Genomic DNA, 24,474 nt, shown 5'->3' on the forward strand with positions numbered 1-24,474 from the left:
ACAATCTCCCGGACAAAGAAAAAGCGCCCCGAAGGGCGCTTTTTTTCATGGGGCCGGAACAATCAGGCCTGGGCTTCGCCAGCGGCCTGCAGGCGCGCCAGTTCCTGCGCGTACAGGGCGTCGAAGTTCACCGGGGACAGCATCAGCGCCGGGAAGGAACCACGGACAACCAGGCTGTCCAGGGTTTCACGGGCGTAGGGGAACAGGATGTTCGGGCAGAAGGCACCCAGGGTGTGGCTCATGGAAGCCGCGTCCAGGCCCTTGATCAGGAAGATACCGGCCTGCTGCACTTCGGCGATGAAGGCAGTTTCTTCGCCGTTTTTCACGGTCACGGACAGGGTCAGAACCACTTCGTGGAAGTCGCCGTCCAGCTGCTTCTGACGGGTGTTCAGGTCCAGGGAAACACTCGGCGACCACTCCTGACGGAAGATCTCAGGGCTTTTCGGCGCTTCGAAGGACAGGTCGCGCACGTAGATACGCTGCAGGGAGAACTGAGGGTTCTGGTTGGCGCCGTTGCTTGCTTGTTCAGTCATGGTTCTACCTTGTTTTAATGCGTTTCCGTTTGCGGGCGGCCCTGGAGCAGAGCGTCGAGCTTGCCGGCGCGTTCCAGAGCGTACAGATCGTCACAGCCGCCCACGTGGGTCTGGCCGATCCAGATTTGCGGCACCGAGGTGCGCCCGGCCTTGCGGGTCATCTCGGCGCGAATTGCGGGCTTGCCGTCGACGCTGATCTCTTCGTACCGCACACCTTTGCTGTCCAGCAGGTGCTTGGCGCGGATGCAGTACGGACACCAGGCGCTCGAATAGACAACGATCTCGGTCATCTCACTTCACCAGCGGCAGGTTGTCGCCACGCCAGCTGCCGATGCCACCGGACAGCTTGAGGGCGTTGAAGCCGGCCTTCTGCAGGTCACGGCAGACGGCGCCGGCATGCTGGCCCATGGCGTCGACGACGATGATGGCCTTGTCCTTGTGCTTTTCCAGCTCGGTGATGCGACTGGAGAGCTTTTCGAAGGGGATGTTCAGGGCGTCGACGATGTGGCCGCCGGAGAAATCCTTGGTGGCGCGCACGTCCAGCACCACAGCCTGGCCGCCGTTGACCATGGAGGTCAGCTCGCGGGTGGAAATGGCGCGGCCACTGCGGCGCAGTTCATGGGCCAGCAGCAGAGCCAGCAACACCGCGAACGATCCACTCAGTACATAGTGGTTAGTGGCAAATTCAATCAGCTTAGCGAGCATCGTCGGCTTCCGGGACGGTAAAATGCCGGCCAGTATACACAGCCCCACAGGTCGGCCAAACCCCGCCCGGCGGTGACGCCGACGGAACCAGACCGTAGAATGCCGCGTCTTTTTTCCGGGGCTTTGCCCGCAACTTTCCATCATTTGCCGCAGACGAGTCGGACACTATGACAGCCACGCCCAAACCCCTGGTCCTGATCATCCTGGACGGTTTCGGTCACAGTGACAGCCCCGAATACAACGCCATCTACGCCGCCAGCACCCCGGTCTACGACCGCCTGCGCGCCACCCAGCCCCACGGCCTGATTTCAGGCAGCGGCATGGACGTCGGCCTGCCGGACGGCCAGATGGGCAACTCCGAAGTCGGCCACATGAACCTCGGTGCCGGCCGCGTGGTTTACCAGGACTTCACTCGCGTGACCAAGGCGATCCGCGACGGCGACTTCTTCACCAACCCGGTGATTGTCGAAGCCGTGGACAAGGCCGTGGCCGCCGGCAAGGCCGTGCACTTCATGGGCCTGCTCTCCGAGGGCGGCGTACACAGCCACCAGGATCATCTGGTCGCCATGGCCGAACTGGCCGCCCAGCGCGGTGCCGAGAAGATCTACCTGCACGGCTTCCTCGATGGCCGCGACACGCCGCCGAAGAGCGCGGAGCCCTCCATCAAGCTGATGGACGAGACCTTCGCCCGCCTCGGCAAGGGCCGCACCGCCAGCCTGATCGGCCGCTACTACGCCATGGACCGCGACAACCGCTGGGACCGCGTCGAAGCCGCCTACAACCTGATCACCGAAGGCCAGGCCGAATTCTCCGCGGCCAGCGCCACTGAAGCCCTGGCCGCCGCCTACGAGCGTGGCGAGAGCGACGAATTCGTCAAGGCCACCCGCATCGGCGAGCCGGTCAAGGTGGAAGACGGCGACGCCGTGATCTTCATGAACTTCCGTGCCGACCGCGCCCGCGAGCTGTCCCGCGCCTTCGTCGAGCCGGGCTTCAAGGAGTTCGCCCGCCAGCGCGAGCTGAACCTGGCCGGCTACGTGATGCTGACCCAGTACGCAGCGAGCATCCCGGCCCCCAGCGCCTTCAAGCCGGAGTCGCTGGACAACGTGCTGGGCGAATACCTGGCGAAGAACGGCAAGACCCAACTGCGCATCGCCGAAACCGAGAAGTACGCCCACGTGACCTTCTTCTTCTCCGGCGGTCGCGAAGAGCCCTTCGAAGGTGAAGAGCGCATCCTCATCCCGTCGCCCAAGGTCGCCACCTATGACCTGCAGCCGGAAATGAGCGCCCCCGAGGTGACCGACAAGATCGTCGACGCCATCGAGAACCAGCGTTACGACGTGATCGTGGTGAACTACGCCAACGGCGACATGGTTGGCCATACCGGCGTGTTCGAAGCGGCCGTCAAGGCCGTCGAATGCCTGGACACCTGCGTCGGCCGCATTGTCGAAGCCCTGGACAAGGTAGGCGGCGAAGCGCTGATCACCGCCGACCACGGCAACGTCGAGCAGATGGAAGATGAGATGACCGGCCAGGCGCACACCGCTCACACGTGCGAGCCGGTGCCCTTCATCTATGTAGGCAAGCGCCCGGCGAAGATTCGCGAAGGCGGTGTGCTGGCCGACGTGGCCCCGACCCTGCTGACCCTGATGGGTCTGCCGGTGCCGGAAGAGATGACCGGCAAGACCATCGTCGAGCTGCAGTGACCGATGCGGGCCGCTGCCCATGCGGCCCAGCACGTCGGAATTGCGCACGTGTCATCAGGAAACGCCCGTACCCCAGGTTACGGGCGTTTTTTTTGCCCGGCGCCACGGGCATACTAGGCCGGTCCTCCCCCCTGGTGCCCCACACCTCATGTTTCGCACCCTTGCCCTCGTTATCCTCGCCAGCCTGATCACCCCGGTCATGGCCGACCAGCGCGCCGAAACCCAGCAGCAGCTGGACAAGGCCGCCAAGGACGTCACCGAGCTGAAGAAGCTGCTGCAACAGTTGCAGCAGGAAAAGTCCGGTGTCCAGGCCGACCTGAAGAAGACCGAAACCGAGATGGGCAACCTGGAGCAACAGGTCAAGGACCTGCAGCAGGAGCTCAAAAAGAGCGAGGACGAGGTCCAGCGCCTCGACGGGGAGAAAAAAAAACTCCAGGACGCACGCGCTGAGCAACAGCGCCTGATCGGCATCCAGGCCCGCGCCGCCTATCAGAGCGGCCAGCAGGAATACGTCAAGCTGCTGCTCAACCAGCAGCATCCCGAGAAGTTCGCCCGTACCCTCACCTATTACGACTACCTGAGCCAGGCCCGCCTGGAGCAGCTCAACACCTTCAACGAAACCTTGCGCCAGCTGTCCAACGTCGAGCAGGAAATCACTGCCCAGCAGACTCAGCTCAACGAGCAGAAAGCCGCCCTGGATGGCCGCCGCGAACAGCTGGCCACCGCACGCAAGGAGCGCCAGCAGGCCCTCGCCAAGCTCAACCAGGATTTCAGCGACCGCGACAAGAAGCTCAAAGCCCGCGAGCAGGAGCAGGCCGAGCTGGCCAAGGTGCTCAAGACCATCGAAGAAACCCTGGCCCGCCAGGAGCGCGAAGCCCGCGAAGCCGAAGAAGCACGCAAGCGTGCTCTCGCCGAGCAGCAGCGCCAATTGCGTGAACAAGGCAACGACAGCCCCGCCCGCAGCACCAGCGGCCCGCTGGTTTCCAGCGCCGGCGGAAACTTCGGCGGCCCCTTCGCCAAGGCACGTGGCCAACTGCCCTGGCCGGTGGACGGTCGCCTGGTGGCACGCTTCGGTTCGGCCCGTGGCAGCGACTCCCGCGCCAAGTGGGACGGCGTGTTGATCGGCGCCCCCGAGGGTAGCGCCGTCCGCGCCGTTCACGGTGGCCGCGTGGTGTTCGCCGATTGGTTGCGCGGTGCCGGGCTTCTGGTCATTCTCGATCACGGCAATGGCTATCTGAGCCTCTACGGGCACAACCAGCGTCTATTGAAGAATGCCGGTGATATCGTGAAAGCAGGCGAATCCATCGCCACGGTCGGTACTAGCGGCGGGCAGGACACGCCCGCCCTGTACTTCGCCATTCGCCAGCAGGGCCGACCCACCGACCCGGCACAGTGGTGCCGCGCGCAAGGATAAGGCGCCACCTCATCTAGCAGGAGTTAGTTCGCATGCCGCATCTGTCCCGCCTCACTTCCCTGGCCATGGCACTGGCGCTGCTCAGCGGCGCCCCGCACCTGCTGGCCGCCGAGGAGCCGGCAAAGCTCCCCGCCACGACGGTGAACGGCAAGGCGCCGCTGCCACTGGACGAGCTGCGGACCTTTGCCGAGGTGCTGGATCGCATCAAGTCCGCCTACGTCGAGCCGGTGGACGATAAAACCCTGCTGGAGAATGCCATCAAGGGCATGCTCAGCAACCTCGACCCGCACTCCGCCTACCTGGAGCCGGAAGACTTCCAGGAGCTGCAGGAAAGCACCAGCGGCGAATTCGGCGGCCTGGGCATCGAAGTGGGCGCCGAGGACGGTTTCGTCAAGGTGGTCTCCCCCATCGACGACACCCCCGCGTCCAAGGCCGGCATCCAGCCCGGCGACCTGATCGTGAAGATCGACGGCCAGCCCACCAAGGGCATCTCGCTCATGGAAGCGGTGGACAAGATGCGCGGCAAGGCCGGCAGCAAGATCACCCTGACCCTCGTGCGTGATGGCGGCCAGCCGTTCGATGTGGAACTGGTGCGCGCCGCGATCAAGGTCAAGAGCGTGAAGAGCCAGATGCTGGAGAAGGGCTACGGCTACCTGCGCATCACCCAATTCCAGGTCAACACCGGCGAAGAAGTCGGCAAAGCGCTGGCCAAGATGCGCAAGGACAACGGCGGCCGCCTGAGCGGTCTGGTCCTGGACCTGCGCAACAACCCCGGCGGCGTGCTGCAGGCCGCGGTGGAAGTCACCGACCAATTCCTGACGAAGGGCCTGATCGTCTACACCAAGGGCCGCATCGCCAACTCCGAACTGCGCTTCTCCGCCGACCCGGCCGACGCCAGCGAAGGCGTGCCGCTGGTGGTGCTGATCAACGGTGGCAGCGCCTCGGCTGCGGAAATCGTCGCCGGCGCCTTGCAGGATCACAAACGTGGCGTGCTGATGGGCACTGACAGCTTCGGCAAAGGTTCGGTGCAAACCGTGCTGCCGCTGAACAATGACCGCGCCCTGAAGCTCACCACCGCGCTCTACTACACCCCCAACGGCCGCTCCATCCAGGCCCAGGGCATTGTTCCGGACATCGAAGTGGCACGCGCCAAGGTCACCCGCGAGCAGGACGGCGAAACCTTCAAGGAAGCCGACCTCGCCGGCCACCTCGGCAACGGCAACGGCGGTGCGGACCGCCCGAGCGCAAGCAAGAAAGCCGCAGAGCCGCGTCCGCAGGATGACGACTTCCAGCTGAGCCAGGCCCTAAACCTGCTGAAAGGCCTGAACGTCACCCGCGAGAACTGATATGAGGCTGGGCACCTGGTTGCTCGCGCTGTGGCTGGGCGCAACAGCAGCCGGTGCCTGGGCCGCTCCCCCCGCGCGCCTGGCCCTGGTGATCGACGACCTGGGCCAGGTCCCGGCCCGCGATCAGCGTGTCCTCGCCCTCCCCGGCCCGGTAGCGCTCTCCATCCTCCCGGATACCCCCCACTCCCGAGAACTGGCCGAAGCGGCCCACGCCGCCGGCAAGACGGTGATGCTGCACCTGCCCATGGACCCGGCCACCGGCCCCTACGCCTGGCATCCCGGGTTGCCCACAGCGGAACTGGAAAAGCGTCTGGACGCCGCCCTGCAGCGGGTGCCCTACGCGCGCGGCCTGAACAATCACATGGGCAGCCGCATGACCACCCAGCGCCCGGCCATGGCCTGGCTGATGCAGCGCTTGCAACAGGATCACCGGTTCTTCGTCGACAGCCGCACCAGCGCTGCCACCGTAGCCGCCGCCGAAGCGCAGAAAGCCGGCCTGGCCAGCCTCTCGCGGGACATCTTCCTCGACGACGACCAGAGCCCGGCCGCCGTGGCCGCGCAGTTCGATGCCGCCCTCAAACTGGCTCGCAAACAGGGCTCGGCCTTGATGATCGGCCACCCGCACCCGGCGACCCTGCAACTGCTGGAGCGCGAACTGCCCCGCCTCAAGAAACGGGGCTTCGAGCTGATCGACGTGGAAATGCTGATTGCCCTGCGTGGCAATCGGGCCATGGCTGCGCATGGCAAGGCGGGGATTTACAGGTAACGCCCTATCGCGAATGAATTCGCGCCTACAACAGACGACGTGCGCCCTGTAGGAGCGAATTCATTCGCGAAGCAGGCCGCAGGCCTGCCCCGACAGCATTACAGGTAGTTCTGGGTGATCTCGTCGACGAAACCGTCGCTACGCATCTGGTCCAGGGCCTTCTGAAGGCGCTCGATCACCTCGTCCGGGGTGTCCTTGTTGAAGGCCAGGTAGAGTTCGGCGCTGTTGAAGCGCAGGACGGTCTGCAGACCGGTCACGCCTTCCTGCTTGGCCAGGTAGCGGCCCACCGGGTCGGTGGTGGCCCAGAGGTCGATCTGCCCCTTGAGCAGCTTCTTCACGTTCTCCTGGTCGCGCAGGGCGTTCTGCGGCTTCATGCCCTGGCTTTCCAGGTGCTGGCTCACGGCGTCGTTCTTGTAGGCGCCGATGCGGTACTGGGCGGCGCCCTTAAGGTCCTTGACGTTGAGGTTGTTGCCCGGCGCGGCGAGCAGCACCCATTCGGTCTTGGCGATGGGGCCGACCCACTTGAACAGCGGCTGGCGCTCCGGCGTGAAGGTGGTGGAGAAGAGGCCGTAGTTGGGCTTGTCCAGGGTCAGGCGGTAGAGGCGATCCCAGGGGAAGCGAAGGGTCAGGCTGTAGTTGATGCCGGCGCGCTTGAACATCTCGCGGACGATGTCGGCACTGATGCCATCGATGCCGTCGTCGCGGGCGAAGTTCTTGTCATCCACCGCCATGTTGAACGGCGGGAAGTTCTCGGTGAGCAACACCACCTTGTAATCCGCCGGCAATTCGGCGCGTGCCGTGAAGGCGAGGAACATCAGGCCCAGGGTCAGGGCGCGCTGGATCAACTTCTGCATGGTCATTTCCGCTCGCTTGGATTTGTGGTTGTGGCTAGCGGCTTCCTTGCGTGGGCTCCCCACCCACGGACGTACGACATGAACGTCCTGCCTTCCATGGCAAACGACCGGCACTTGGCCGGTCGTTCATGTCTGTTTACAGGTAGCTGTTGAGGATCTCGTCGACATAGCCCTCGGCACGCATCTTGTCCAGCGCGGCCTGCAGCTTGTTCACCACCTCGTCCGGCACTTCCTTGTTCAGCGCGAGGAAGAGCTCGGCCTGGTTGAAGCGCAGCACGGTCTTCAGGCCGTTCACGCCTTCCTGCTTGGCCAGGTAGCGGCCGGCCGGGTCGCCGGTGGCCCAGAGGTCGATCTGGCCTTTCTCCAGCTTCTTCGCGTTTTCCTGGTCGCGCAGGGCGGTGACGGGCTCGAGCTTCTGTTGGGTCAGGTATTCGGCGATGGCGTCGCCCTTGTAGGCGCCCACCTTGTACTTGCGGGCGTCGTCCAGGCTGCCGAGGGCGATCGGGCTGTCGCCGCGGGCCAGCATCACCCAGTCGTCCGGGCCGATCGGGCCGACCCACTTGAAGGACTGCTCGCGCTCCGGCAGCCGCGCGGTAACGAACACGCCGTAGTCCGGTTTTTCCAGCGCCAGCTTGTAGATGCGATCCCAGGGGAAGCGCAGGGTGAGGCTGTACTTGACCCCGGCGCGCTTGAACATCTCGCGCACGATGTCGACGGCGATACCGTCGACATTGTCTTCCTGGGCGAAGTTCTTCCCGTTGATCGACATGTTGTAGGGCGGGAAGTTTTCAGTCAGGAGAACGACGCTGTAGTTCTCATCCACTTCAGCGCGGGCCGTACCGGCAAGCACCATCAGGGTACCGGCCAGAGCCAGCAGCAGGCGTTTCGACATTGGCGATTACCTTCGAGGAGAAATGGGAAATGCGCTGAGCTTAACCTCGCCGGGGCGAGGCTCGGGCATCAGCGGCCCAGGCTGCGAAGTCCGTCACGCGGACAGCCTGGGCCAATGCAAGGCAAGAATCGTGCTCAGCGCACCAGGATGCCGCGGCTGGCCAGGTAGGCCTTGGCTTCGGGCACAGTGTATTCGCCGAAGTGGAAGATGCTCGCCGCCAGAACCGCGTCGGCCTTGCCTTCCAGGATGCCGGCAGCCAGGTGCTCGAGATTGCCGACGCCGCCGGAGGCGATCACCGGAATCCCGACGGTCTCGCTGATGGCGCGGGTGACGCCCAGGTCGTAACCGCTCTTCACACCGTCCTGGTCCATGCTGGTGAGCAGGATCTCACCGGCGCCCAGGTCTTCCATCTTCTTCGCCCAGGCCACGGCATCCAGGCCAGTGGGCTTGCGCCCGCCATGGGTGAAGATTTCCCAGCGCGGGGTTTCCCCCGGGCCCGAGACTTTCTTGGCGTCGATGGCGACCACGATGCACTGGGAGCCGAAACGTGCTGCCGCCTCACCCACGAACTCGGGGGTGAAGACTGCGGCGGTGTTGATGGACACCTTGTCGGCACCAGCGTTGAGCAGGTTGCGGATGTCCTGCACGGTGCGCACGCCCCCCCCCACGGTCAGCGGGATGAAGACCTGGCTGGCCATGCGTTCCACGGTGTGCAAGGTGGTGTCACGGCCGTCGACGCTGGCAGTGATGTCGAGGAAGGTGATTTCGTCGGCACCCTGCTCATCGTAACGGCGGGCAATTTCCACCGGGTCGCCGGCGTCGCGGATGTTCTCGAACTTGACGCCCTTGACCACGCGGCCGTTGTCCACGTCGAGGCAGGGGATGATGCGTTTTGCCAGTGCCATAACAGTGTTCCCGTAAGGTGCGCCATGCGCACCGTTGGCCGTCGATTAACCCTTGTAGCTGTCGCAGAAGGCCTGCGCCTCGGCTACATCCAGGGTGCCCTCGTAGATGGCGCGGCCGGTGATGGCGCCGATGATGCCGGGGGCCTTGGCGGCCAGCAGCTTCTCGATGTCACCGAGGTTGTGGATACCGCCGGAAGCGATCACCGGGATGCGGCTGGCGGCGGCCAGGGCCGCGGTGGCCTCGACGTTGCAGCCCTGCATCATCCCGTCCTTGGCGATGTCGGTGTAGACGATGGCGGACACGCCGTCGGCCTCGAAGCGGCGGGCCAGGTCAACCGCCTGCACGCTGCTCACTTCGGCCCAGCCGTCGGTGGCGACGAAGCCATCCTTCGCGTCCAGACCGACGATGACCTTGCCCGGGAAGGCCTTGCAGGCCTCGGTGACGAATTCGGGTTCCTTCACCGCCTTGGTGCCGATGATCACGTAACTGACGCCGGCCTTGACGTAGTGCTCGATGGTTTCCAGGGAGCGGATGCCGCCGCCGATCTGGATCGGCAGGTTCGGGTAACGCTTGGCGATGGCGGTGACCACCTCACCGTTCACCGGCTTGCCTTCGAAGGCGCCGTTCAGGTCCACCAGGTGCAGGCGGCGGCAGCCACCTTCCACCCATTTGGCGGCCATGCTCACCGGGTCATCGGAGAACACGGTGGAGTCTTCCATGCGGCCTTGGCGCAGGCGCACGCAGGCGCCGTCCTTCAGATCGATAGCGGGGATAATCAGCATCGGTTCAACCTGTTCGAAGTCAGTGGATTCGGCTTGGCGCTCAGTCTTTCTCGAGCGCCCACAAGTCGCTCTCGATGCTTTCGAACCTGTCTTTCAGGTGCGCCTGCACATCGGAGATCGCCTTGTTGTAGAAATGCGGCGCGAACTCCCGGGCGAAGAAGTCGAGGACTTCCTCGGCCTCGAAGGAACCCAGTTCCAGCTCGAAGCGATCAGCCATGAAACGCTTGATCGCCAACACCGCCCCATCGGTCAGGGCGGCGTCCAGTTGCAGGCTCGGAGCCTTCTTCGCGCGGCTCATGGACTTACCAGCGGCCATCCCAGGCGGCGAAGTTCTGCAGCAATTGCAGGCCGTGGGTATGGCTCTTTTCCGGGTGGAACTGCACGGCGAAGCGCGAGCCTTCGGCCAGCGCCGCGGCGAAATCCTTGCCGTAGTGGCCGCGGCCGACTACCTGCTTGGGATTGCCGGCCTCGATGTAGTAGCTGTGCACGAAGTAGAAGCGCGCGCGATCGGGGATGTTGTGCCAGAGCGGGTGGGCCACGCTCTGCTGCACCTCGTTCCAGCCCATGTGCGGCACTTTCAGGTGCGCACCGTCCTCGACCAGGTCCTTGCCGAAGAAGCGCACCTGGCCGGGGAACAGGCCGATGCAATCGACGCCGTCGTTCTCCTCGCTGCGCTCCAGCAGTGCCTGCATGCCGACGCAGATGCCGAGGAAGGGACGATCCTTGCTGACTTCCTGCACCAGGCTGTCGAAGCCCAGGCGACGGATCTCCGCCATGCAATCGCGGATGGCGCCGACGCCGGGGAAGACCACCCGGTCTGCCTCGCGGATCACATCGGCATCGCTGGTGACCAGCACCCGACCGGCGCCTACGTGTTCAAGGGCCTTGGAAACCGAGTGCAGGTTGCCCATGCCGTAATCGATGACTGCAACCGTCTGCATCAGAGCACGCCCTTGGTGGAGGGCATCTGGCCGGCCATGCGCGGATCGCGCTCGACGGCCATGCGCAGGGCGCGGCCGAAGGCCTTGAAGACGGTTTCGATCTGGTGGTGGGTGTTGTGGCCACGCAGGTTGTCGATGTGCAGCGTCACCAGGGCGTGGTTGACGAAGCCCTGGAAGAACTCCTGGAACAGGTCGACGTCGAAGCCGCCTACCACCGCGCGGGTGAAGGGAACGTGCATCTGCAGGCCGGGGCGGCCGGAGAAGTCGATGACCACGCGGGACAGGGCTTCATCGAGCGGCACATAGGAGTGGCCGTAACGCACGATGCCCTTCTTGTCGCCGATGGCCTGGGTGAAGGCCTGGCCGAGGGTGATGCCGACGTCTTCCACGGTGTGGTGATCGTCGATATGCAGATCGCCCTTGCACTCGATGTCCAGGTCGATCAGGCCATGGCGGGCGATCTGGTCGAGCATGTGCTCAAGGAAAGGTACGCCGATATCGAAGCGCGCCTTGCCGGTGCCATCCAGGTTGATCGAGACCTTGATCTGGGTTTCCAGGGTATTGCGTTCGACGGATGCCGTGCGTTCGGCCATCACCAGCTCCACAAAAGCTCACGAAAAAGTGCGCCATTATAGGCCGCCCACCCTTGGCGCGGCTACCGACAGCGGTCGGCGGGGTTTACACTTTCCGGCCTGCCCGCAGCCCCCTCCAGGAGCCCCCATGCCCGTACTAGTCGAGACCCTGAGCAACCCGTCCCAACAGGATCGCGACGACCTGGCGAAGATCTATGCCGACGCCCCGGCCTGGCTGCTGCCGCCCTACTCCGACGCCGCAGAGCTGGTCGAGCGCGGGCTGGCCGAAGGGCTGCTGGTAGCCGGCCGCTTCAACGACCGCCTGCTGGGTGCAGCCCTGGTGGTGCGCGGCGAGCGACACTGGCGCTTGTCCCATCTCTGTGTGCGCAAGGTGACCCGCAATCGCGGCGTCGGCCGCCGACTGGTGGAGGAAGCCGCCCGCCTGGCGCGTGAAGCCGGCAAACCGCTACACCTGGCCGCTCCACGGGACCACCTGGAAAGCCAGGCCCTGGCCGCGCGCCTGCACCTGCCGCTGGAAAGCCTCTGAGGCATCGTTGCCGTCGGAGGCTGAACCCCTGGCGCAAATCATCATCCAAAGTCCCTGACCGGGGCGCCGAACCGCGCGCCACCGTAGGCCACGACTAATGGCCCGGCGCTATACTCGGCACCTTCAATTCACGCGATCCACCACAAGGACTGGCCAATGAAAGCCTTCGGCAAAATCCTGGGCCTCATCTTCCTCGGGCTGTTGCTGATCATCGTGGCGGCGGGCTTCGCCCTGACCCACCTGTTCGACCCCAACGACTACAAGGACGAAATCCAGCAACTGGCCCGGGACAAGGCCAATCTGGAACTGACCCTCAACGGCGACATCGGCTGGAGCCTCTTCCCCTGGCTCGGCCTCGAACTGCACCAGGCCACCCTGGCCAGCGCCGCCTCCCCGGAGAAGCCGTTCGCCAACCTCGAGATGATCGGACTCTCGGTACGCGTACTGCCGCTGCTGCGCCGCGAAGTGCAGATGAGCGATATCCGTGTGGAAGGCCTCAACCTCGACCTGCAACGCGACGACAAGGGCCACGGCAACTGGGAAGACATCGGCCGCCCGGCCAAGGCCCCGGAAAGCACCCAGGCCAGCACGCCGGCCAGCCCTGCGCCGACCGGTGAAGCCCAGCCGGCGCCTGCTGTCGAACGACCGGCACGTCCGGTCAAGCTGGATATCGACAGCCTCACCGTGCGCAACGCCCGCGTCGACTACACCGACGCCAAGACCGGCAAGCAATTCAGCGCCGAAGGCATCGAACTCACCACGGGCGCCATCCGCGAAGGCACTAGCATCCCGATCAAGCTCAGTGCCTTCTTCGGCACCAACCAGCCGGTGCTGCGCGCCAAGACCGACCTCACCGCGAACCTGCGCTTCGAGCGCGCCCTGAAGCGCTATCAGCTGGAAGACCTCAAGCTGAACGGCGAAGCCTCGGGCGAGCCGTTCAAGGGCAAGACCGTGGCCTTCAACGCCCAGGGCCAACTGCTGGCCGACCTCGCCGCCAACGTCGCCGAGTGGAACAGCCTGAAGCTCACCGCGAATCAGATGCGCGCCCTCGGCGAGCTGAAAGTGCATGACCTGGCCAAGGACGCCCGCCTGGAAGGCGGCCTGTCCATCGCCCCGCTCAACCTGCGTGAGTTCCTTACCGGTGTCGGCGTCGAGCTGCCACCGATGAGCGACGCCAACGCCCTGCAGAAATTCGAGCTGGTGACCAAGCTCAGTGGCAGCCCCAACAGCCTGGTCTTCGAAGGCCTGAACCTGAAGCTCGACGACAGCACCTTCACTGGCCGGCTGGCGGTGGCCGACATCGCCAGCAAGGCCGTGCGCATCCAGCTCAAGGGCGACAAGCTCGACCTCGACCGCTACCTGCCGCCGAAGCAGAAGGACAAGCAGGAAGCCCAGACCGCCCGCAAAGCCGAAGTGAAGGCCACGGTGGCCAGCGCCAGCCAGGGCAACACGCCGCTGCCCAACGCCCCGACCCAGGCAGCCTGGAGCGAGGCACCCGTGTTGCCGGTGGACCAGCTGCGCAAGGTGGACCTGGAAGCGACCCTGAACGTCGGCGAACTGACCATCGACAAGCTGCCCATGGACGATTTCAGCCTCAAGGCCAACGGCAAGGGCGGCCTGCTGACCCTCGAAGACCTGCGCGGCGGCCTGTTCGGCGGCAGCTTTCAGGCCAATGCGCAGCTCGACGCACGCTCGGCCGTGCCCCTGCTCAAGGGTCAGAAGCGCATCAGCAACGTGCCTGTGGAAAAGCTGCTCCAGACCCAGGAGCAGAAACCGCCGGTGCGCGGCCTGCTGGACATGACGGCTGACATCAGCAGCAGCGGCAACAGCCAGAAAGCCTGGATCGACGGCCTGAACGGCACTGCCAGCTTCGTCCTGAACGACGGCGCGCTGCTCGATGCCAACCTCGAACAACAGCTCTGCCAGGGCATCGCCACCCTCAACCGCAAGTCGCTGAGTAACACCCACGGCGGCAGTGAAACGCCCTTCCAGGAGCTCAAGGGTTCGCTCAACTTCGTCAACGGCGTGGCCAGCAACCCCGACCTGCGCGCCAGCATTCCTGGCCTCAACGTCAAGGGTGATGGCGATGTCGACCTGCGTGTGCTGGGCCTCGATTACCGCGTGGGTGTGGTCATCGAAGGGGACAAGAGCGAGATGCCGGACCCGGCCTGCCAGGTCAACGAGCGCTACGTCGGCATCGAGTGGCCGCTGCGCTGCCGTGGCCCGCTGGAGCTCGGCGCCAAGGCCTGCCGCCTGGACAAGGACGGCATGGGCAAGGTGGCCGCCAAGCTGGCCGGCGACAAGCTCAATGAAAAAATTGAAGAGAAGCTCGGCGACAAGGTCAGCCCTGAGCTGAAGGACGCACTCAAGGGGCTGTTCAAGCGATGACTCCCGAGCAGTTTTCCGGCGCCGTACTCGACTGGTACGACCGCCACGGACGCAAGGACCTGCCCTGGCAGCAGGGCATCACCCCCTATCGCGTCTGGGTGTCCGAAATCATGCTGCAGCAGACCCAGGTCAGCACGGTGCTCGGCTACTTCGATCGCTTCATGGAGGCCCTGCCCACCGTGCAGGCCCTGGCAGCCGCGCCGGAAGACGAAGTGCTGCACCTCTGGACCGGACTTGGCTACTACACCCGCGCCCGCAACCTGCAGAAAACCGCGAAGAAGGTGGTGGCCGAGTACGGCGGTGAATTCCCCCGCGACGTCGAACGGCTCTCCGAGCTGCCCGGCATCGGCCGCTCCACCGCTGGCGCCATCGCCAGCCTGTCCATGGGCGTGCGCGCACCGATCCTCGACGGCAACGTGAAGCGGGTGCTGGCGCGCTACGTCGCCCAGGAGGGCTATCCGGGCGAGCCCAAGGTGGCCAAACAGCTCTGGGACGTGGCCGAACGCTTCACCCCTCACGCCAGGGTCAACCATTACACCCAGGCAATGATGGACCTCGGCGCCACCCTCTGCACCCGCAGCAAGCCCAGCTGCATGCTCTGCCCCCTGCAGAGCGGCTGCCGTGCGCACTTGCTCGGCCGGGAAACCGCCTATCCCGCCCCCAAACCACGCAAGGCACTGCCGCAGAAGCGCACCCTGATGCCGCTCCTGGCCAGCCGAGATGGCGCCATCCTGCTTTACCGCCGCCCATCCAGCGGCCTCTGGGGCGGGCTCTGGAGCCTGCCGGAACTGGACGACCTCGACGCCCTCACCCCCCTGGCCAGCCAGCATGCACTGCGCCTCGGCGAGCGCCGCGAACTACCCGGCCTGACCCACACCTTCAGCCATTTCCAGCTGGCCATCGAACCCTGGCTGGTCGAGGTGCAAGGCAGCGCCCCCGTCGTGGCCGAGGGCGACTGGCTCTGGTATAACCTCGCCACCCCGCCGCGCCTGGGGCTAGCCGCTCCGGTGAAGAAGCTGCTCAAACGCGCGGCCGATGTACTGAATGCAGGAGAGACGAAATGACCCGCACCGTGATGTGCCGCAAATTCAAAGAGGAACTGCCGGGCCTGGAGCGTCCGCCGTATCCGGGCGCCAAGGGCGAGGACATCTTCAATAACGTCTCCAAGAAAGCCTGGGACGAGTGGCAGGCCCACCAGACCATGCTGATCAACGAGCGTCGCCTGAACATGATGAACGCCGAGGACCGCAAGTTCCTCCAGGCTGAAATGGACAAGTTTCTCTCCGGTGAGGAATACGCCCAGGCCGAGGGTTATGTCCCCCCGAGCGCGTAAGCGCCCGAAAAAACTAAAAATTTTTTCGAAAGGGTGTTGACGAGGTGCCGGCAAATCCGTTTAATAGCGCCCCGTTGCCCAGGTAGCTCAGTCGGTAGAGCAGGGGATTGAAAATCCCCGTGTCGGCGGTTCGATTCCGTCCCTGGGCACCACTAATACCGTCAGAAAGCCCCGGCCATGTGCTGGGGCTTTTTGTTTTCCACCCCTTCCCTCTTCGCCTCCGCGAGCCCTTCAGGCACAAAGCGGGAGGCGCTGCTAACCTCTCAGCAAAACTCCGAACCCTGTTATGAGCGCCGGACCGGAACCGCTCCTGGCGGGGCCGATCCTGTGGGCACGGGAGCGCTGAATGAAAGGGATAGTCTTCAACCTGCTCGAAGAAGTGGTCATCCGGCACCAGGGCGAGGATGCCTGGGATGCCCTGCTGGAAGGCGCAGGGCTGGATGGTGCGTACACCTCCCTCGGCAGTTACCCGGACGAACATATGTACCGGCTGGTGGGCGCAGCCTCCGAAGCGCTCGGGATGCCGCCCTTCGATGTGCTGCGATGGTTCGGCCGGGAAGCCATGCCATCGCTGGCCCTCCGCTACCCAGCCTATTTCAGCACCCACGACTCAACCCGCTCCTTCGTCCTCAGCGTCAATTCCATCATCCATCCCGAAGTCCGCAAGATTTATCCGGGGGCCGACGTGCCCACCTTCGGCTTCAGAGATGAGCCGGACGGTTCGCTGCATATGACCTACCGTTCCCCCCGGCGACTCTGCGCCCTGGCCCAGGGCTTCATCGAAGGTGCCGCCATCCATTTCAACGAGACGCTCGACTTCGAGCACCTGGACTGCATGCATCGCGGAGATCCGGAGTGCCGCTGTCGGATCACCTTCCACGACAAACGCCCGAGCTGACCCACCATGGACCGCCCCACCCGAAAGGACTCGGAAGCCGACAAGCTGCGACGACGCCTGCAGCGCGAGCATCAGGCGCGCCTGGAAGCGGAGCTGATCGCCGAGCACGGCCTGCGCGAGCTCTATGAAAAGCAGCAGCAGCTCCAGTTGCTGGAGTCCATCGCCGATGCCGCCAACGGCGCTGCATCAGTGGCAGATGGACTGAGCTTCACCGTCAACAGCATTTGCCAGTTCACCAACTGGAAAATCGGCCACGCCTACCTGACCACCCACGTAGAAGGGGAACCGCGCCTGCGCTCGACTGGAATCTGGCATTACGCCGACGAACCACGCTTTCTGAACTTCCGGGCGGTGACCGAGGCGATGGAGTTCGCCCCCGGCCTTGGCCTGCCGGGACGCGTCCTCGCGAGTGCGGCTCCAGCCTGGATCAGCAACATCCCGCAGAGTCCGGAGTTCTGCCGCATTGATGCCGCGGAGCAGGCCAGGCTGAAGGCCGCGGCGGCCTTCCCGGTGCTGGTGGGCAGTGAGGTGGTCGGCGTGCTGGAGTTCTTTGCCGACAGCGTGCTGGAGCCGGATGAAAAGCTGCTGCATCTGATGGCGCAGATCGGCGTGCAGATGGGCCGGGTAGTGGAACGCAAGCGCGTCGAAGAGCAATTGATCGATGCCTTCCACGACCCGCTGACCGGCCTGCCCAACCGCGCACTCTTCGCCGACCGGCTGTCCCGCGCCGTGGCTCGTGGCAACCGGCATCGGGAATCGACCTTCGCGGTGCTCTTCATCGACCTGGATCGCTTCAAGCTGGTCAACGACAGCCTCGGCCACCTGGCCGGCGACCTGCTCATCATCCAGGTCGCCGCGCGCCTTGGGGCCTGCCTCAGGCAGACCGACACCCTGGCGCGGATGGGCGGTGACGAATTCACCATCCTGCTGGACGACGTCGACGACGCCGACTCCCCGGTGCGGGTCGCCGAGCGCCTGATGGCCGCGCTGGAGCCGCCCTTCTTCATCAATGGCGAGCAGCTCTATATCAGCGCCAGCATCGGCATCGCGCCGAGCGACCTCGGCTATGAATCGGCGGCGGAAATCCTCCGCCATGCGGACCTCGCCATGTATCGCGCCAAGACCCTGGGCAAGCATCGCTTCGAACTCTTCGACCGCAGCATGCAGGAAGTGGCCGTGGAGCGCCTGACGCTGGAGAACCAACTGCGCCAGGCCCTGCACAACGGCGAATTCGTCCTGCACTACCAGCCCATCGTCCGGCTAACAGGCGAGCAGATCGTGGGCGTGGAAGCCCTGGTGCGCTGGCAGAAATCTGCCACCGAACGGGTATATCCCGGCGACTTCATCCAGGTGGCCGAGGACACCGGCCTGATCCTGCCCCTCGGCCTCTGGGTACTACGGGAAGCCTGCACCACCATGGCCCGCTGGCACCGGGAATATCCCCGTCCCGATCCCCTGACGGTGAGCGTGAACCTCTCGGCTCGCCAGTTCGCCCAGCACGACCTGGTGCTGCAGGTGGGCAGCATCATCGTCGAAACCGGAATTCGCCCGGACTGCGTGCGCCTCGAGATAACCGAAAGCGTGTCCATGGCCGACTCCGAGCGCACCGCTACGGTGCTGAACCAGCTCCATGAACTGGGCGTGCGCATCAGCATCGATGACTTCGGCACCGGCTACTCCTCCCTGAGCTACCTGCACCGCTTCCGCATGGATGTCCTGAAGATCGACCGTTCCTTCGTGACCCAGCTCGACCAGTGCCCGGAAGGCCGGCAAATCGTGCAGACCATCCTCAGCCTGGCCCGCAACCTGGGCATCGAAGCGGTCGCCGAAGGCGTCGAAACGGCCAAACACCTGGCGATCCTCAAGTCCCTGGACTGCGACTTCGGCCAGGGCTACTTCTTCGCCCGGCCACTATCCGCTGCCGCGTTCGCCTTGTTGCTGGAAGACAGGTCCTCGCTTGCCGGGCAAAAAGCGACCGATTCGTCACCTTCCGCCCCGCAATCCAGATAACCATTTGATTATCAAAGAGAAACTAACTTGAACGACACAAAGCCGCGCCGCCCGTGCCCTGCAGCGCAATTCCGGGCCTTTTTAGATACCGCGACAAGCAACTGCAGCGATGCGACAACCTTTCCCGCGGCGCCATTTCAGCGCTCCCGGCACGCTTGGCGCCTGGCGAAGCGCTATGCTAGCTTCCCCCATCGCCAGGAAGGCCGCCCCACCGCCAGAGTGCCCCCGAACAATAAGAGGACCCCCCATGGCCCAAGCCACGCCAGCGCTTGAAATCCGCAACCTGCACAAACGCTACGGCGATCTCGAAGTGCTCAAGGGCATCTCCCTCACCGCCAATGACGGTGATGTGATCTCCATCCTCGGCTCCTCCGGTTCCGGCAAATCCACCTTCCTGCGCTGCATCAACCTGCTGGAGAACCCGCACGAGGGCCAGATCCTGGTGGCCGGCGAGGAACTCAAGCTGAAGCCGAACCGCACCGGCGAGTTGGTAGCCGCCGACAGCAAACAGATCAATCGCATGCGCAGCGAGATCGGCTTCGTCTTCCAGAATTTCAACCTCTGGCCGCACATGACGGTGCTCGACAACATCATCGAAGCACCGCGCCGCGTGCTCGGCCAGAGCAGGGCCGAGGCCACCGAAATGGCCGAAGCCCTGCTGGCCAAGGTCGGCATCGCCGACAAGCGCCACGTGTACCCCACCCAGCTTTCCGGCGGCCAGCAACAGCGCGCCGCGATCGCCCGCACCCTGGCCATGCAGCCCAAGGTGATCCTGTTCGACGAACCCACCTCGGCGCTCGACCCCGAGATGGTCCAGGAAGTGCTTAACGTGATCCGCGCGCTGGCCGAGGAAGGCCGCACCATGCTGCTGGTCACCCATGAAATGAACTTCGCCCGGAACGTTTCCAGCGAAGTGGTATTCCTTCACCAGGGGCTGGTAGAAGAGCAGGGACCGCCGCAGCAGGTATTTGACAACCCGCAGTCGGCACGCTGTAAACAATTCATGTCCAGCAATCGCTAAAACACGGAGCAAGATCGCATGAAGAACTACAAGAAGATTCTGCTGGCTGCTGCAGCCACTCTCGCTTTCGGCACCAGCGCCGTTGCCGCCGACAAGCTGAAGATCGGCACCGAAGGCGCCTACCCGCCCTTCAACCTCATCGACGCCAGCGGCCAGGTCGGCGGCTTCGACGTTGAGATCGCCCAGGCCCTCTGCGCCAAGATGAAGGCCGAGTGCGAAGTGGTCACCTCCGACTGGGACGGCATCATCCCCGCCCTGAACGCCAAGAAGTTCGACTTCATCGCCGCCTCCATGTCCATCACTGAAGAGCGCAAGCAGGCCGTCGACTTCACCGACCCCTACTACACCAACAAGCTGCAGTTCATCGCTCCGAAAGGCAGTGACTTCAAGACCGACAAGGCCAGCCTGAAAGGCAAGGTGATCGGCGCCCAGCGCGCCACCATCGCCGGTACCTGGCTGGAGGACAACATGTCCGACGTGGTGGACATCAAGCTCTACGACACCCAGGAAAACGCCTACCTTGACCTGTCCTCCGGCCGCGTCGACGGCGTGCTGGCCGACAAGTTCGTGAACTGGGAATGGCTCAAGAGCGATGCCGGCAAGGACTTCGAGTTCAAGGGCGAGCCGGTGTTCGACAACGACAAGATCGGCATCGCCGTGCGCAAGGGTGACCCGCTGCGCGAGCGCATCAATGCCGCACTGAAGGAAATCGTCGCTGACGGCACCTACAAGAAGATCAACGACAAGTACTTCCCCTTCAGCATCTACTGACCTGCCCGTCCGGTGCCGCCCGCTGGCGGCACCGGCGCCTGAACCCTCATGAACCTGAACCTCTACGGATTCGGCCCGGCCCTGGCCGCGGGCGCCCTCATGACCATCAAACTGGCGCTGTGCGCGCTGGCGGTGGGCTTGGTGCTCGGTCTGCTTGGTGCACTGGCCAGGACTTCTTCCATCAAGCCGCTGCAGTGGCTGGGTGGCACCTACTCCACCATCGTGCGCGGTGTGCCCGAGTTGCTCTGGGTACTGCTGATCTACTTCGGCACGGTCAACCTGATGCATGCCCTGGGTGAATGGTTCGGCAGGCCCGAACTGGAGCTCAATGCCTTCGCCGCCGGCACCATCGCCCTCGGCCTGTGCTTCGGCTCCTACGCCACCGAGGTCTTTCGCGGCGCCATCCTGGCCATCCCCAAGGGGCATCGCGAAGCCGGCATGGCCCTGGGGCTTTCCAGCGGTCGCATCCTCTGGCGAGTGATCCTGCCGCAAATGTGGCGCATCGCCCTGCCGGGCCTGGGCAACCTGTTCATGATCCTGATGAAGGACACCGCACTGGTTTCCGTGATCGGCCTCGAAGAGATCATGCGCCGCTCGCAGATCGCCGTAACCGCGAGCAAGCAGCCCTTCACCTTCTTCATGGTTGCCGCCTTCATCTACCTGGGCCTGACCATCCTCGCGATGATCGGCATGCATTGGCTTGAGAAGCGCGCGGGCCGCGGCTTCAAGCGGAGCGCAGCATGAACTGGGAAATCATCCTCAAATACCTGCCGCAGCTGGCCCAGGGCGCTGTCCTGACCCTGGAGCTGGTGGCCATCGCGGTGATCGCCGGCCTGATCCTGGCCATTCCCATGGGCATTGCGCGCTCCTCCAACCACTGGTACGTGCGCGCCCTGCCCTACAGCTACATCTTCTTCTTCCGTGGCACCCCGCTGCTGGTCCAGCTGTTCCTGGTCTACTACGGCCTGGCGCAGTTCGATGCGGTGCGCAAGGGACCGTTCTGGCCCTACCTGCGCGACCCCTTCTGGTGTGCGGTCATCACCATGACCCTGCACACCGCGGCCTATATCGCCGAGATCCTGCGTGGCGCCATCCAGGCGGTGCCGCCGGGCGAGATCGAAGCGGCGCGGGCCCTGGGCATGTCGCGCTTCCAGGCGTTGTTCTACATCATCCTGCCGCGCGCGGCGCGCATCGGCCTGCCGGCCTACAGCAACGAAGTGATCCTGATGGTCAAGGCAAGCGCCCTGGCCAGCACCGTCACCCTGCTGGAGCTCACCGGCATGTCGCGCACCATCATCGCTCGCACCTACCTGCCGGTGGAGATCTTCTTCGCCGCTGGTGTGTTCTACCTGGTGATCGCCTACGTGCTGGTGCGGGCCTTCCGCCTGCTCGAGCGCAAGCTGCGGGTAGACGCCCTGCAGGGCCGCTGATCCATCCCGACCGCTCCTCGTCCCCGGATGAGGAGCGGTTCCGGCGACGCTATAATCGCCGCCCCTGTTCCCCGCCGTTCCGCCAGCATGACCAGCCCCGCGCCCCTCCAAGGCCCGCAATTGCGGGAACGCTTCGACGCCCTGGACGACTTCCTGCGTACCCACCAGGACATCTGGCGACCGACGCCCTTCACCGAACTGGAATTGTCCTGGGAAGGCCGCCATCCCGAGCTGGCCCACTGGCTGCGCCAACGCACGCTGGCCGAGGCGGACGCCATCCACAACCACCCCGAGCAGTTGCCCGCGCCGGCACCTTATCCACAGCTGGCAGAGCAATCTGCCGCGCTCAGCAGCATCGGAGAACTGCCGCCCACACGCAGAGGGTCGGTACCGGCGACCTTCACTGTCGACGTCCCGGGCCGCAAATGGCAGCAGATAGACGCCTTCGCCAGCCGCCTGGACTTTCGCAGCGCACCCGGCCACTGGCTGGACTGGTGCTCCGGCAAAGGGCACCTGGGCCGCCGGCTCGCCCATGACGGCACGGCACTGACCTGCATTGAACTGGACCCGCAACTGGTCGCCAGCGGGCAACAGCTCAGCCAGCGCCTGGGCCTCGCTGCCGAGCACCGCGAACAGGACGCCCTGGCCGCCAGCGCCGCGCAGCACCTCGACACCACGCACACCCCGGTGGCCCTGCATGCCTGCGGCGACCTCCACGTGCGCCTGCTGCAGCTGGCCAGCGCCGCCGGCTGCCGCCAGCTCGCCGTGGCGCCGTGCTGTTACAACCGCATCCAGACGCCGGACTACCAGCCGCTTTCAGCGGCGGCCAAGGCTTCCACGCTGCACCTCAGCCTGGCCGACCTGCGCCTGCCACTCAGTGAAACCGTCACCGCCGGGGCTCGCGTCCGGCGCCAGCGCGACCAGTCCATGGCCCGCCGCCTGGCCTTCGACCTGCTGCAACGGGAGCTGCGCGGCCAGGACCACTACCTGCCCGTCCCCTCCCTGCCCACCAGCTGGCTGGACAAGCCATTCGCCCAGTACTGCCACGACCTCTGCGCGCTGAAAGGGCTCCCCGCCCCGGCGGAACGCGACTGGGACATGCTGGAAGCAGCGGGTCGGCTGCGCCTCGCCACGGTGCGCAACCTGGAGCTGCCCCGCAGCCTGTTCCGCCGACCGCTGGAACTCTGGCTGCTGCTGGATCGGGCGCTGTTCCTCGAGGAACAGGGCTACCGCGTGAACCTGGGCACCTTCTGCCCGCCCCAGCTCACCCCTCGCAATATCCTGCTGCTGGCCGAGCGCTGAACTTACCCACAGAGCCTGTGGATAACTTTGTTGATGAAATTTGGGCAACCCATCGCAAGGCCTTGCCCTGCGCGCCTCACCAAGACTGCCCATTTTTTGGACAACCCAAGAAAACCAAATAGAAACAGCAGGTTGAGGAATTCCGAGAAACACCGCACAAAACGCAAGAACGGCAGCCCCGGAATTGAGCTCCATTGTGAATAAGCTTCCTGTCGCTGATAAGAAAACTGCTAGGCGTCTACCGCGCAAAGGTTTACTCGCCACGCCCAATCGCTATAATGGCGACCCCTTCTGGCCGGTATAGCTCAGCTGGTAGAGCAACTGACTTGTAATCAGTAGGTCCCGGGTTCGACTCCTGGTGCCGGCACCATACAAAACAAGGGCTTGCAGCGATGCAGGCCCTTCGTTTTTCTGGCTTACGTAAAATTCGACGTAAAATTACCCGCTAGAGCAGAGCCCCAAGCGGGTCAGCCTCCCAGTTCATGATCACCAGTTCGCCAGTGACAGTGGCCTTGCCTTGGCGATGGTTGGTGTTGCTGTACCGGATCTCCAATTCCTCCAGGTGAAAACCCTCGAACACCTGCCGGATCTCCGGATGGTCATTGATGCTGACCATCACCCTCCCCTTGCAGCGCCGCATGAAGTCGGCCATCAGCTCGTAGTTCTTGAAGGGGAAGTCCACACCGTAGCCCTCGGTCTGCCAATACGGCGGGTCCATGTAGTGGAAGGTGTGCGACCGGTCGTAGCGCTCGGCGCACTCTAGCCAGGGCAGGCTCTCGACATAAGTACCGGACAGCCGCTGCCAAGCCGCGGAGAGGTTCTCCTCAATGCGCAGCAGGTTGATGGCCGGGCCGGTGGTAGCCGTGCCGAAGGTCTGCCCGGACACCTTGCCACCGAAGGCGTGGTGCTGCAGGTAGAAGAAACGGGCGGCGCGCTGGATGTCGGTCAGGGTTTCGGGGCGGGTCATCTTCTGCCACTCGAAGATCTGGCGACTGGAGAGGGCCCACTTGAACTGACGCACGAACTCCTCGAGGTGGTTCTGCACCACTCGGTAGAGGCACACCAGGTCGCCGTTGATGTCGTTCAGCACCTCAACGGGAGCCGGCATCGGGCGTAGGAAGAAGAGCGCAGCGCCGCCGGCAAAGACCTCGACGTAGCACTCATGGGGCGGGAACAGCGGGATGAGACGGTCGGCCAGGCGGCGCTTGCCGCCCATCCAGGGAACGATCGGATTGGTCATTTTGTGCAAGCCTTTACTGTATAAATATCCAGTTGTTAGACTCACCGCGCTTCGTGCACGAGGCGGGGAGCCTTGGCTGGGCTTGCAGGTACGGTCTGCGGGTTCAGCGGCCGGCCCGGG

Annotated in this window: 26 protein-coding genes and 2 tRNA genes; 17 read left to right on the forward strand and 11 right to left on the reverse strand. The window is 64.5% G+C overall.

Annotated elements, in window-relative coordinates; translation table 11 throughout:
• Positions 1-62 precede the first annotated feature (62 nt).
• The 3 genes from secB to TQ98_RS25075 are packed head-to-tail and all read right to left on the reverse strand — an operon-like array spanning position 63 to position 1,238.
• Positions 63-533 carry a protein-export chaperone SecB gene (secB, locus tag TQ98_RS25065; protein ID WP_044873042.1) on the reverse strand — a complete coding sequence of 157 codons (471 nt, stop codon included), beginning with the start codon at positions 531-533 and terminating at the stop codon, positions 63-65.
• Between the two features lie 14 nt (positions 534-547).
• The gene (gene grxC, locus TQ98_RS25070; protein WP_044873043.1) at positions 548-823 is read right to left on the reverse strand and encodes a glutaredoxin 3; all 276 of its coding nucleotides are present in this window, start codon (positions 821-823) and stop codon (positions 548-550) included.
• 1 nt (position 824) lies between these two features.
• Entirely contained in the window at positions 825-1,238 is a 414-nt protein-coding gene (locus tag TQ98_RS25075) for a rhodanese-like domain-containing protein (RefSeq protein WP_044873044.1), read from the reverse strand.
• A 167-nt stretch (positions 1,239-1,405) separates the two neighbouring features.
• On the opposite strand from TQ98_RS25075, the gene gpmI reads away from it, so the two are divergent.
• The 4 genes from gpmI (at position 1,406) to TQ98_RS25095 (ending at position 6,467) form a co-directional block, all read left to right on the forward strand.
• Positions 1,406-2,941, forward strand: coding sequence for a 2,3-bisphosphoglycerate-independent phosphoglycerate mutase (gene gpmI / locus TQ98_RS25080; protein ID WP_044873045.1), 1,536 nt, complete (start codon positions 1,406-1,408; stop codon positions 2,939-2,941).
• A 148-nt stretch (positions 2,942-3,089) separates the two neighbouring features.
• Positions 3,090-4,355 carry a murein hydrolase activator EnvC gene (locus TQ98_RS25085; RefSeq protein WP_044873046.1) on the forward strand — a complete coding sequence of 422 codons (1,266 nt, stop codon included), beginning with the start codon at positions 3,090-3,092 and terminating at the stop codon, positions 4,353-4,355.
• A gap of 32 nt (positions 4,356-4,387) precedes the next feature.
• Positions 4,388-5,701 (forward strand): S41 family peptidase, encoded by a 1,314-nt coding sequence (locus TQ98_RS25090; protein WP_044873047.1) that lies wholly within the window; start codon positions 4,388-4,390, stop codon positions 5,699-5,701.
• A 1-nt stretch (position 5,702) separates the two neighbouring features.
• The gene (locus TQ98_RS25095) at positions 5,703-6,467 is read left to right on the forward strand and encodes a divergent polysaccharide deacetylase family protein (protein WP_044873048.1); all 765 of its coding nucleotides are present in this window, start codon (positions 5,703-5,705) and stop codon (positions 6,465-6,467) included.
• Positions 6,468-6,565: 98 nt separating this feature from the next.
• On the opposite strand, the gene TQ98_RS25100 is transcribed toward TQ98_RS25095, so the two are convergent.
• The 7 genes from TQ98_RS25100 to hisB all read right to left on the reverse strand — a co-directional run bounded on the left by TQ98_RS25100 (position 6,566) and on the right by hisB (position 11,435).
• The gene (locus tag TQ98_RS25100) at positions 6,566-7,321 is read right to left on the reverse strand and encodes an ABC transporter substrate-binding protein (RefSeq protein ID WP_044873454.1); all 756 of its coding nucleotides are present in this window, start codon (positions 7,319-7,321) and stop codon (positions 6,566-6,568) included.
• Positions 7,322-7,457: 136 nt separating this feature from the next.
• Positions 7,458-8,213 (reverse strand): ABC transporter substrate-binding protein, encoded by a 756-nt coding sequence (locus tag TQ98_RS25105; protein ID WP_044873049.1) that lies wholly within the window; start codon positions 8,211-8,213, stop codon positions 7,458-7,460.
• 134 nt (positions 8,214-8,347) lie between these two features.
• Positions 8,348-9,118, reverse strand: coding sequence for an imidazole glycerol phosphate synthase subunit HisF (hisF, locus tag TQ98_RS25110; RefSeq protein WP_044873050.1), 771 nt, complete (start codon positions 9,116-9,118; stop codon positions 8,348-8,350).
• A gap of 45 nt (positions 9,119-9,163) precedes the next feature.
• Complete coding sequence (gene hisA / locus TQ98_RS25115; protein ID WP_016495212.1) at positions 9,164-9,901, reverse strand: 1-(5-phosphoribosyl)-5-[(5-phosphoribosylamino)methylideneamino]imidazole-4-carboxamide isomerase; 738 nt, start codon at positions 9,899-9,901, stop codon at positions 9,164-9,166.
• Between the two features lie 40 nt (positions 9,902-9,941).
• On the reverse strand, positions 9,942-10,199 hold the full coding sequence (locus TQ98_RS25120; RefSeq protein WP_044873051.1) for a DUF2164 domain-containing protein: 258 nt from the start codon (positions 10,197-10,199) through the stop codon (positions 9,942-9,944).
• Between the two features lie 4 nt (positions 10,200-10,203).
• Positions 10,204-10,842, reverse strand: coding sequence for an imidazole glycerol phosphate synthase subunit HisH (hisH, locus tag TQ98_RS25125; RefSeq protein ID WP_044873052.1), 639 nt, complete (start codon positions 10,840-10,842; stop codon positions 10,204-10,206).
• The gene (hisB, locus tag TQ98_RS25130; protein WP_044873053.1) at positions 10,842-11,435 is read right to left on the reverse strand and encodes an imidazoleglycerol-phosphate dehydratase HisB; all 594 of its coding nucleotides are present in this window, start codon (positions 11,433-11,435) and stop codon (positions 10,842-10,844) included. The genes hisH and hisB overlap by 1 nt, the downstream gene beginning before the upstream one ends.
• A 127-nt stretch (positions 11,436-11,562) precedes the next feature.
• Between hisB and TQ98_RS25135 the strand changes: the two genes are divergently transcribed.
• The 13 genes from TQ98_RS25135 (at position 11,563) to TQ98_RS25195 (ending at position 23,484) form a co-directional block, all read left to right on the forward strand.
• Entirely contained in the window at positions 11,563-11,961 is a 399-nt protein-coding gene (locus tag TQ98_RS25135) for an acetyl-CoA sensor PanZ family protein (protein WP_044873054.1), read from the forward strand.
• A gap of 156 nt (positions 11,962-12,117) precedes the next feature.
• A complete protein-coding gene (locus tag TQ98_RS25140; RefSeq protein ID WP_044873055.1) occupies positions 12,118-14,349 on the forward strand; it encodes an AsmA family protein in 2,232 nt (743 codons plus the stop codon).
• On the forward strand, positions 14,346-15,413 hold the full coding sequence (gene mutY / locus TQ98_RS25145) for an A/G-specific adenine glycosylase (RefSeq protein ID WP_044873056.1): 1,068 nt from the start codon (positions 14,346-14,348) through the stop codon (positions 15,411-15,413). The genes TQ98_RS25140 and mutY overlap by 4 nt, the downstream gene beginning before the upstream one ends.
• A complete protein-coding gene (locus TQ98_RS25150) occupies positions 15,410-15,682 on the forward strand; it encodes an oxidative damage protection protein (protein ID WP_044873057.1) in 273 nt (90 codons plus the stop codon). The genes mutY and TQ98_RS25150 overlap by 4 nt, the downstream gene beginning before the upstream one ends.
• 76 nt (positions 15,683-15,758) lie before the next feature.
• Positions 15,759-15,834: transfer RNA gene (locus TQ98_RS25155), tRNA-Phe, on the forward strand.
• A 194-nt stretch (positions 15,835-16,028) separates the two neighbouring features.
• A complete protein-coding gene (locus TQ98_RS25160) occupies positions 16,029-16,580 on the forward strand; it encodes a heme NO-binding domain-containing protein (RefSeq protein WP_044873058.1) in 552 nt (183 codons plus the stop codon).
• 6 nt (positions 16,581-16,586) lie between these two features.
• Complete coding sequence (locus TQ98_RS25165; protein ID WP_044873059.1) at positions 16,587-18,590, forward strand: EAL domain-containing protein; 2,004 nt, start codon at positions 16,587-16,589, stop codon at positions 18,588-18,590.
• Between the two features lie 247 nt (positions 18,591-18,837).
• Positions 18,838-19,611 carry an ABC transporter ATP-binding protein gene (locus tag TQ98_RS25170; protein ID WP_044873060.1) on the forward strand — a complete coding sequence of 258 codons (774 nt, stop codon included), beginning with the start codon at positions 18,838-18,840 and terminating at the stop codon, positions 19,609-19,611.
• Positions 19,612-19,629: 18 nt separating this feature from the next.
• Complete coding sequence (locus TQ98_RS25175; RefSeq protein ID WP_044873061.1) at positions 19,630-20,382, forward strand: ABC transporter substrate-binding protein; 753 nt, start codon at positions 19,630-19,632, stop codon at positions 20,380-20,382.
• A 48-nt stretch (positions 20,383-20,430) separates the two neighbouring features.
• Positions 20,431-21,126 carry an ABC transporter permease gene (locus TQ98_RS25180; RefSeq protein ID WP_044873062.1) on the forward strand — a complete coding sequence of 232 codons (696 nt, stop codon included), beginning with the start codon at positions 20,431-20,433 and terminating at the stop codon, positions 21,124-21,126.
• The gene (locus TQ98_RS25185; RefSeq protein WP_044873063.1) at positions 21,123-21,812 is read left to right on the forward strand and encodes an ABC transporter permease; all 690 of its coding nucleotides are present in this window, start codon (positions 21,123-21,125) and stop codon (positions 21,810-21,812) included. The genes TQ98_RS25180 and TQ98_RS25185 overlap by 4 nt, the downstream gene beginning before the upstream one ends.
• Positions 21,813-21,899: 87 nt before the next feature.
• On the forward strand, positions 21,900-23,114 hold the full coding sequence (locus TQ98_RS25190; protein WP_044873064.1) for a methyltransferase: 1,215 nt from the start codon (positions 21,900-21,902) through the stop codon (positions 23,112-23,114).
• A gap of 294 nt (positions 23,115-23,408) precedes the next feature.
• Positions 23,409-23,484 (forward strand) — tRNA-Thr (locus TQ98_RS25195).
• A 75-nt stretch (positions 23,485-23,559) separates the two neighbouring features.
• Here TQ98_RS25195 and TQ98_RS25200 read toward each other — a convergent pair.
• On the reverse strand, positions 23,560-24,354 hold the full coding sequence (locus TQ98_RS25200) for a DNA adenine methylase (RefSeq protein WP_044873065.1): 795 nt from the start codon (positions 24,352-24,354) through the stop codon (positions 23,560-23,562).
• Positions 24,355-24,474 lie beyond the last annotated feature (120 nt).

This window comes from Pseudomonas sp. LFM046 (genome assembly GCF_000949385.2).
Lineage (GTDB): Bacteria > Pseudomonadota > Gammaproteobacteria > Pseudomonadales > Pseudomonadaceae > Metapseudomonas.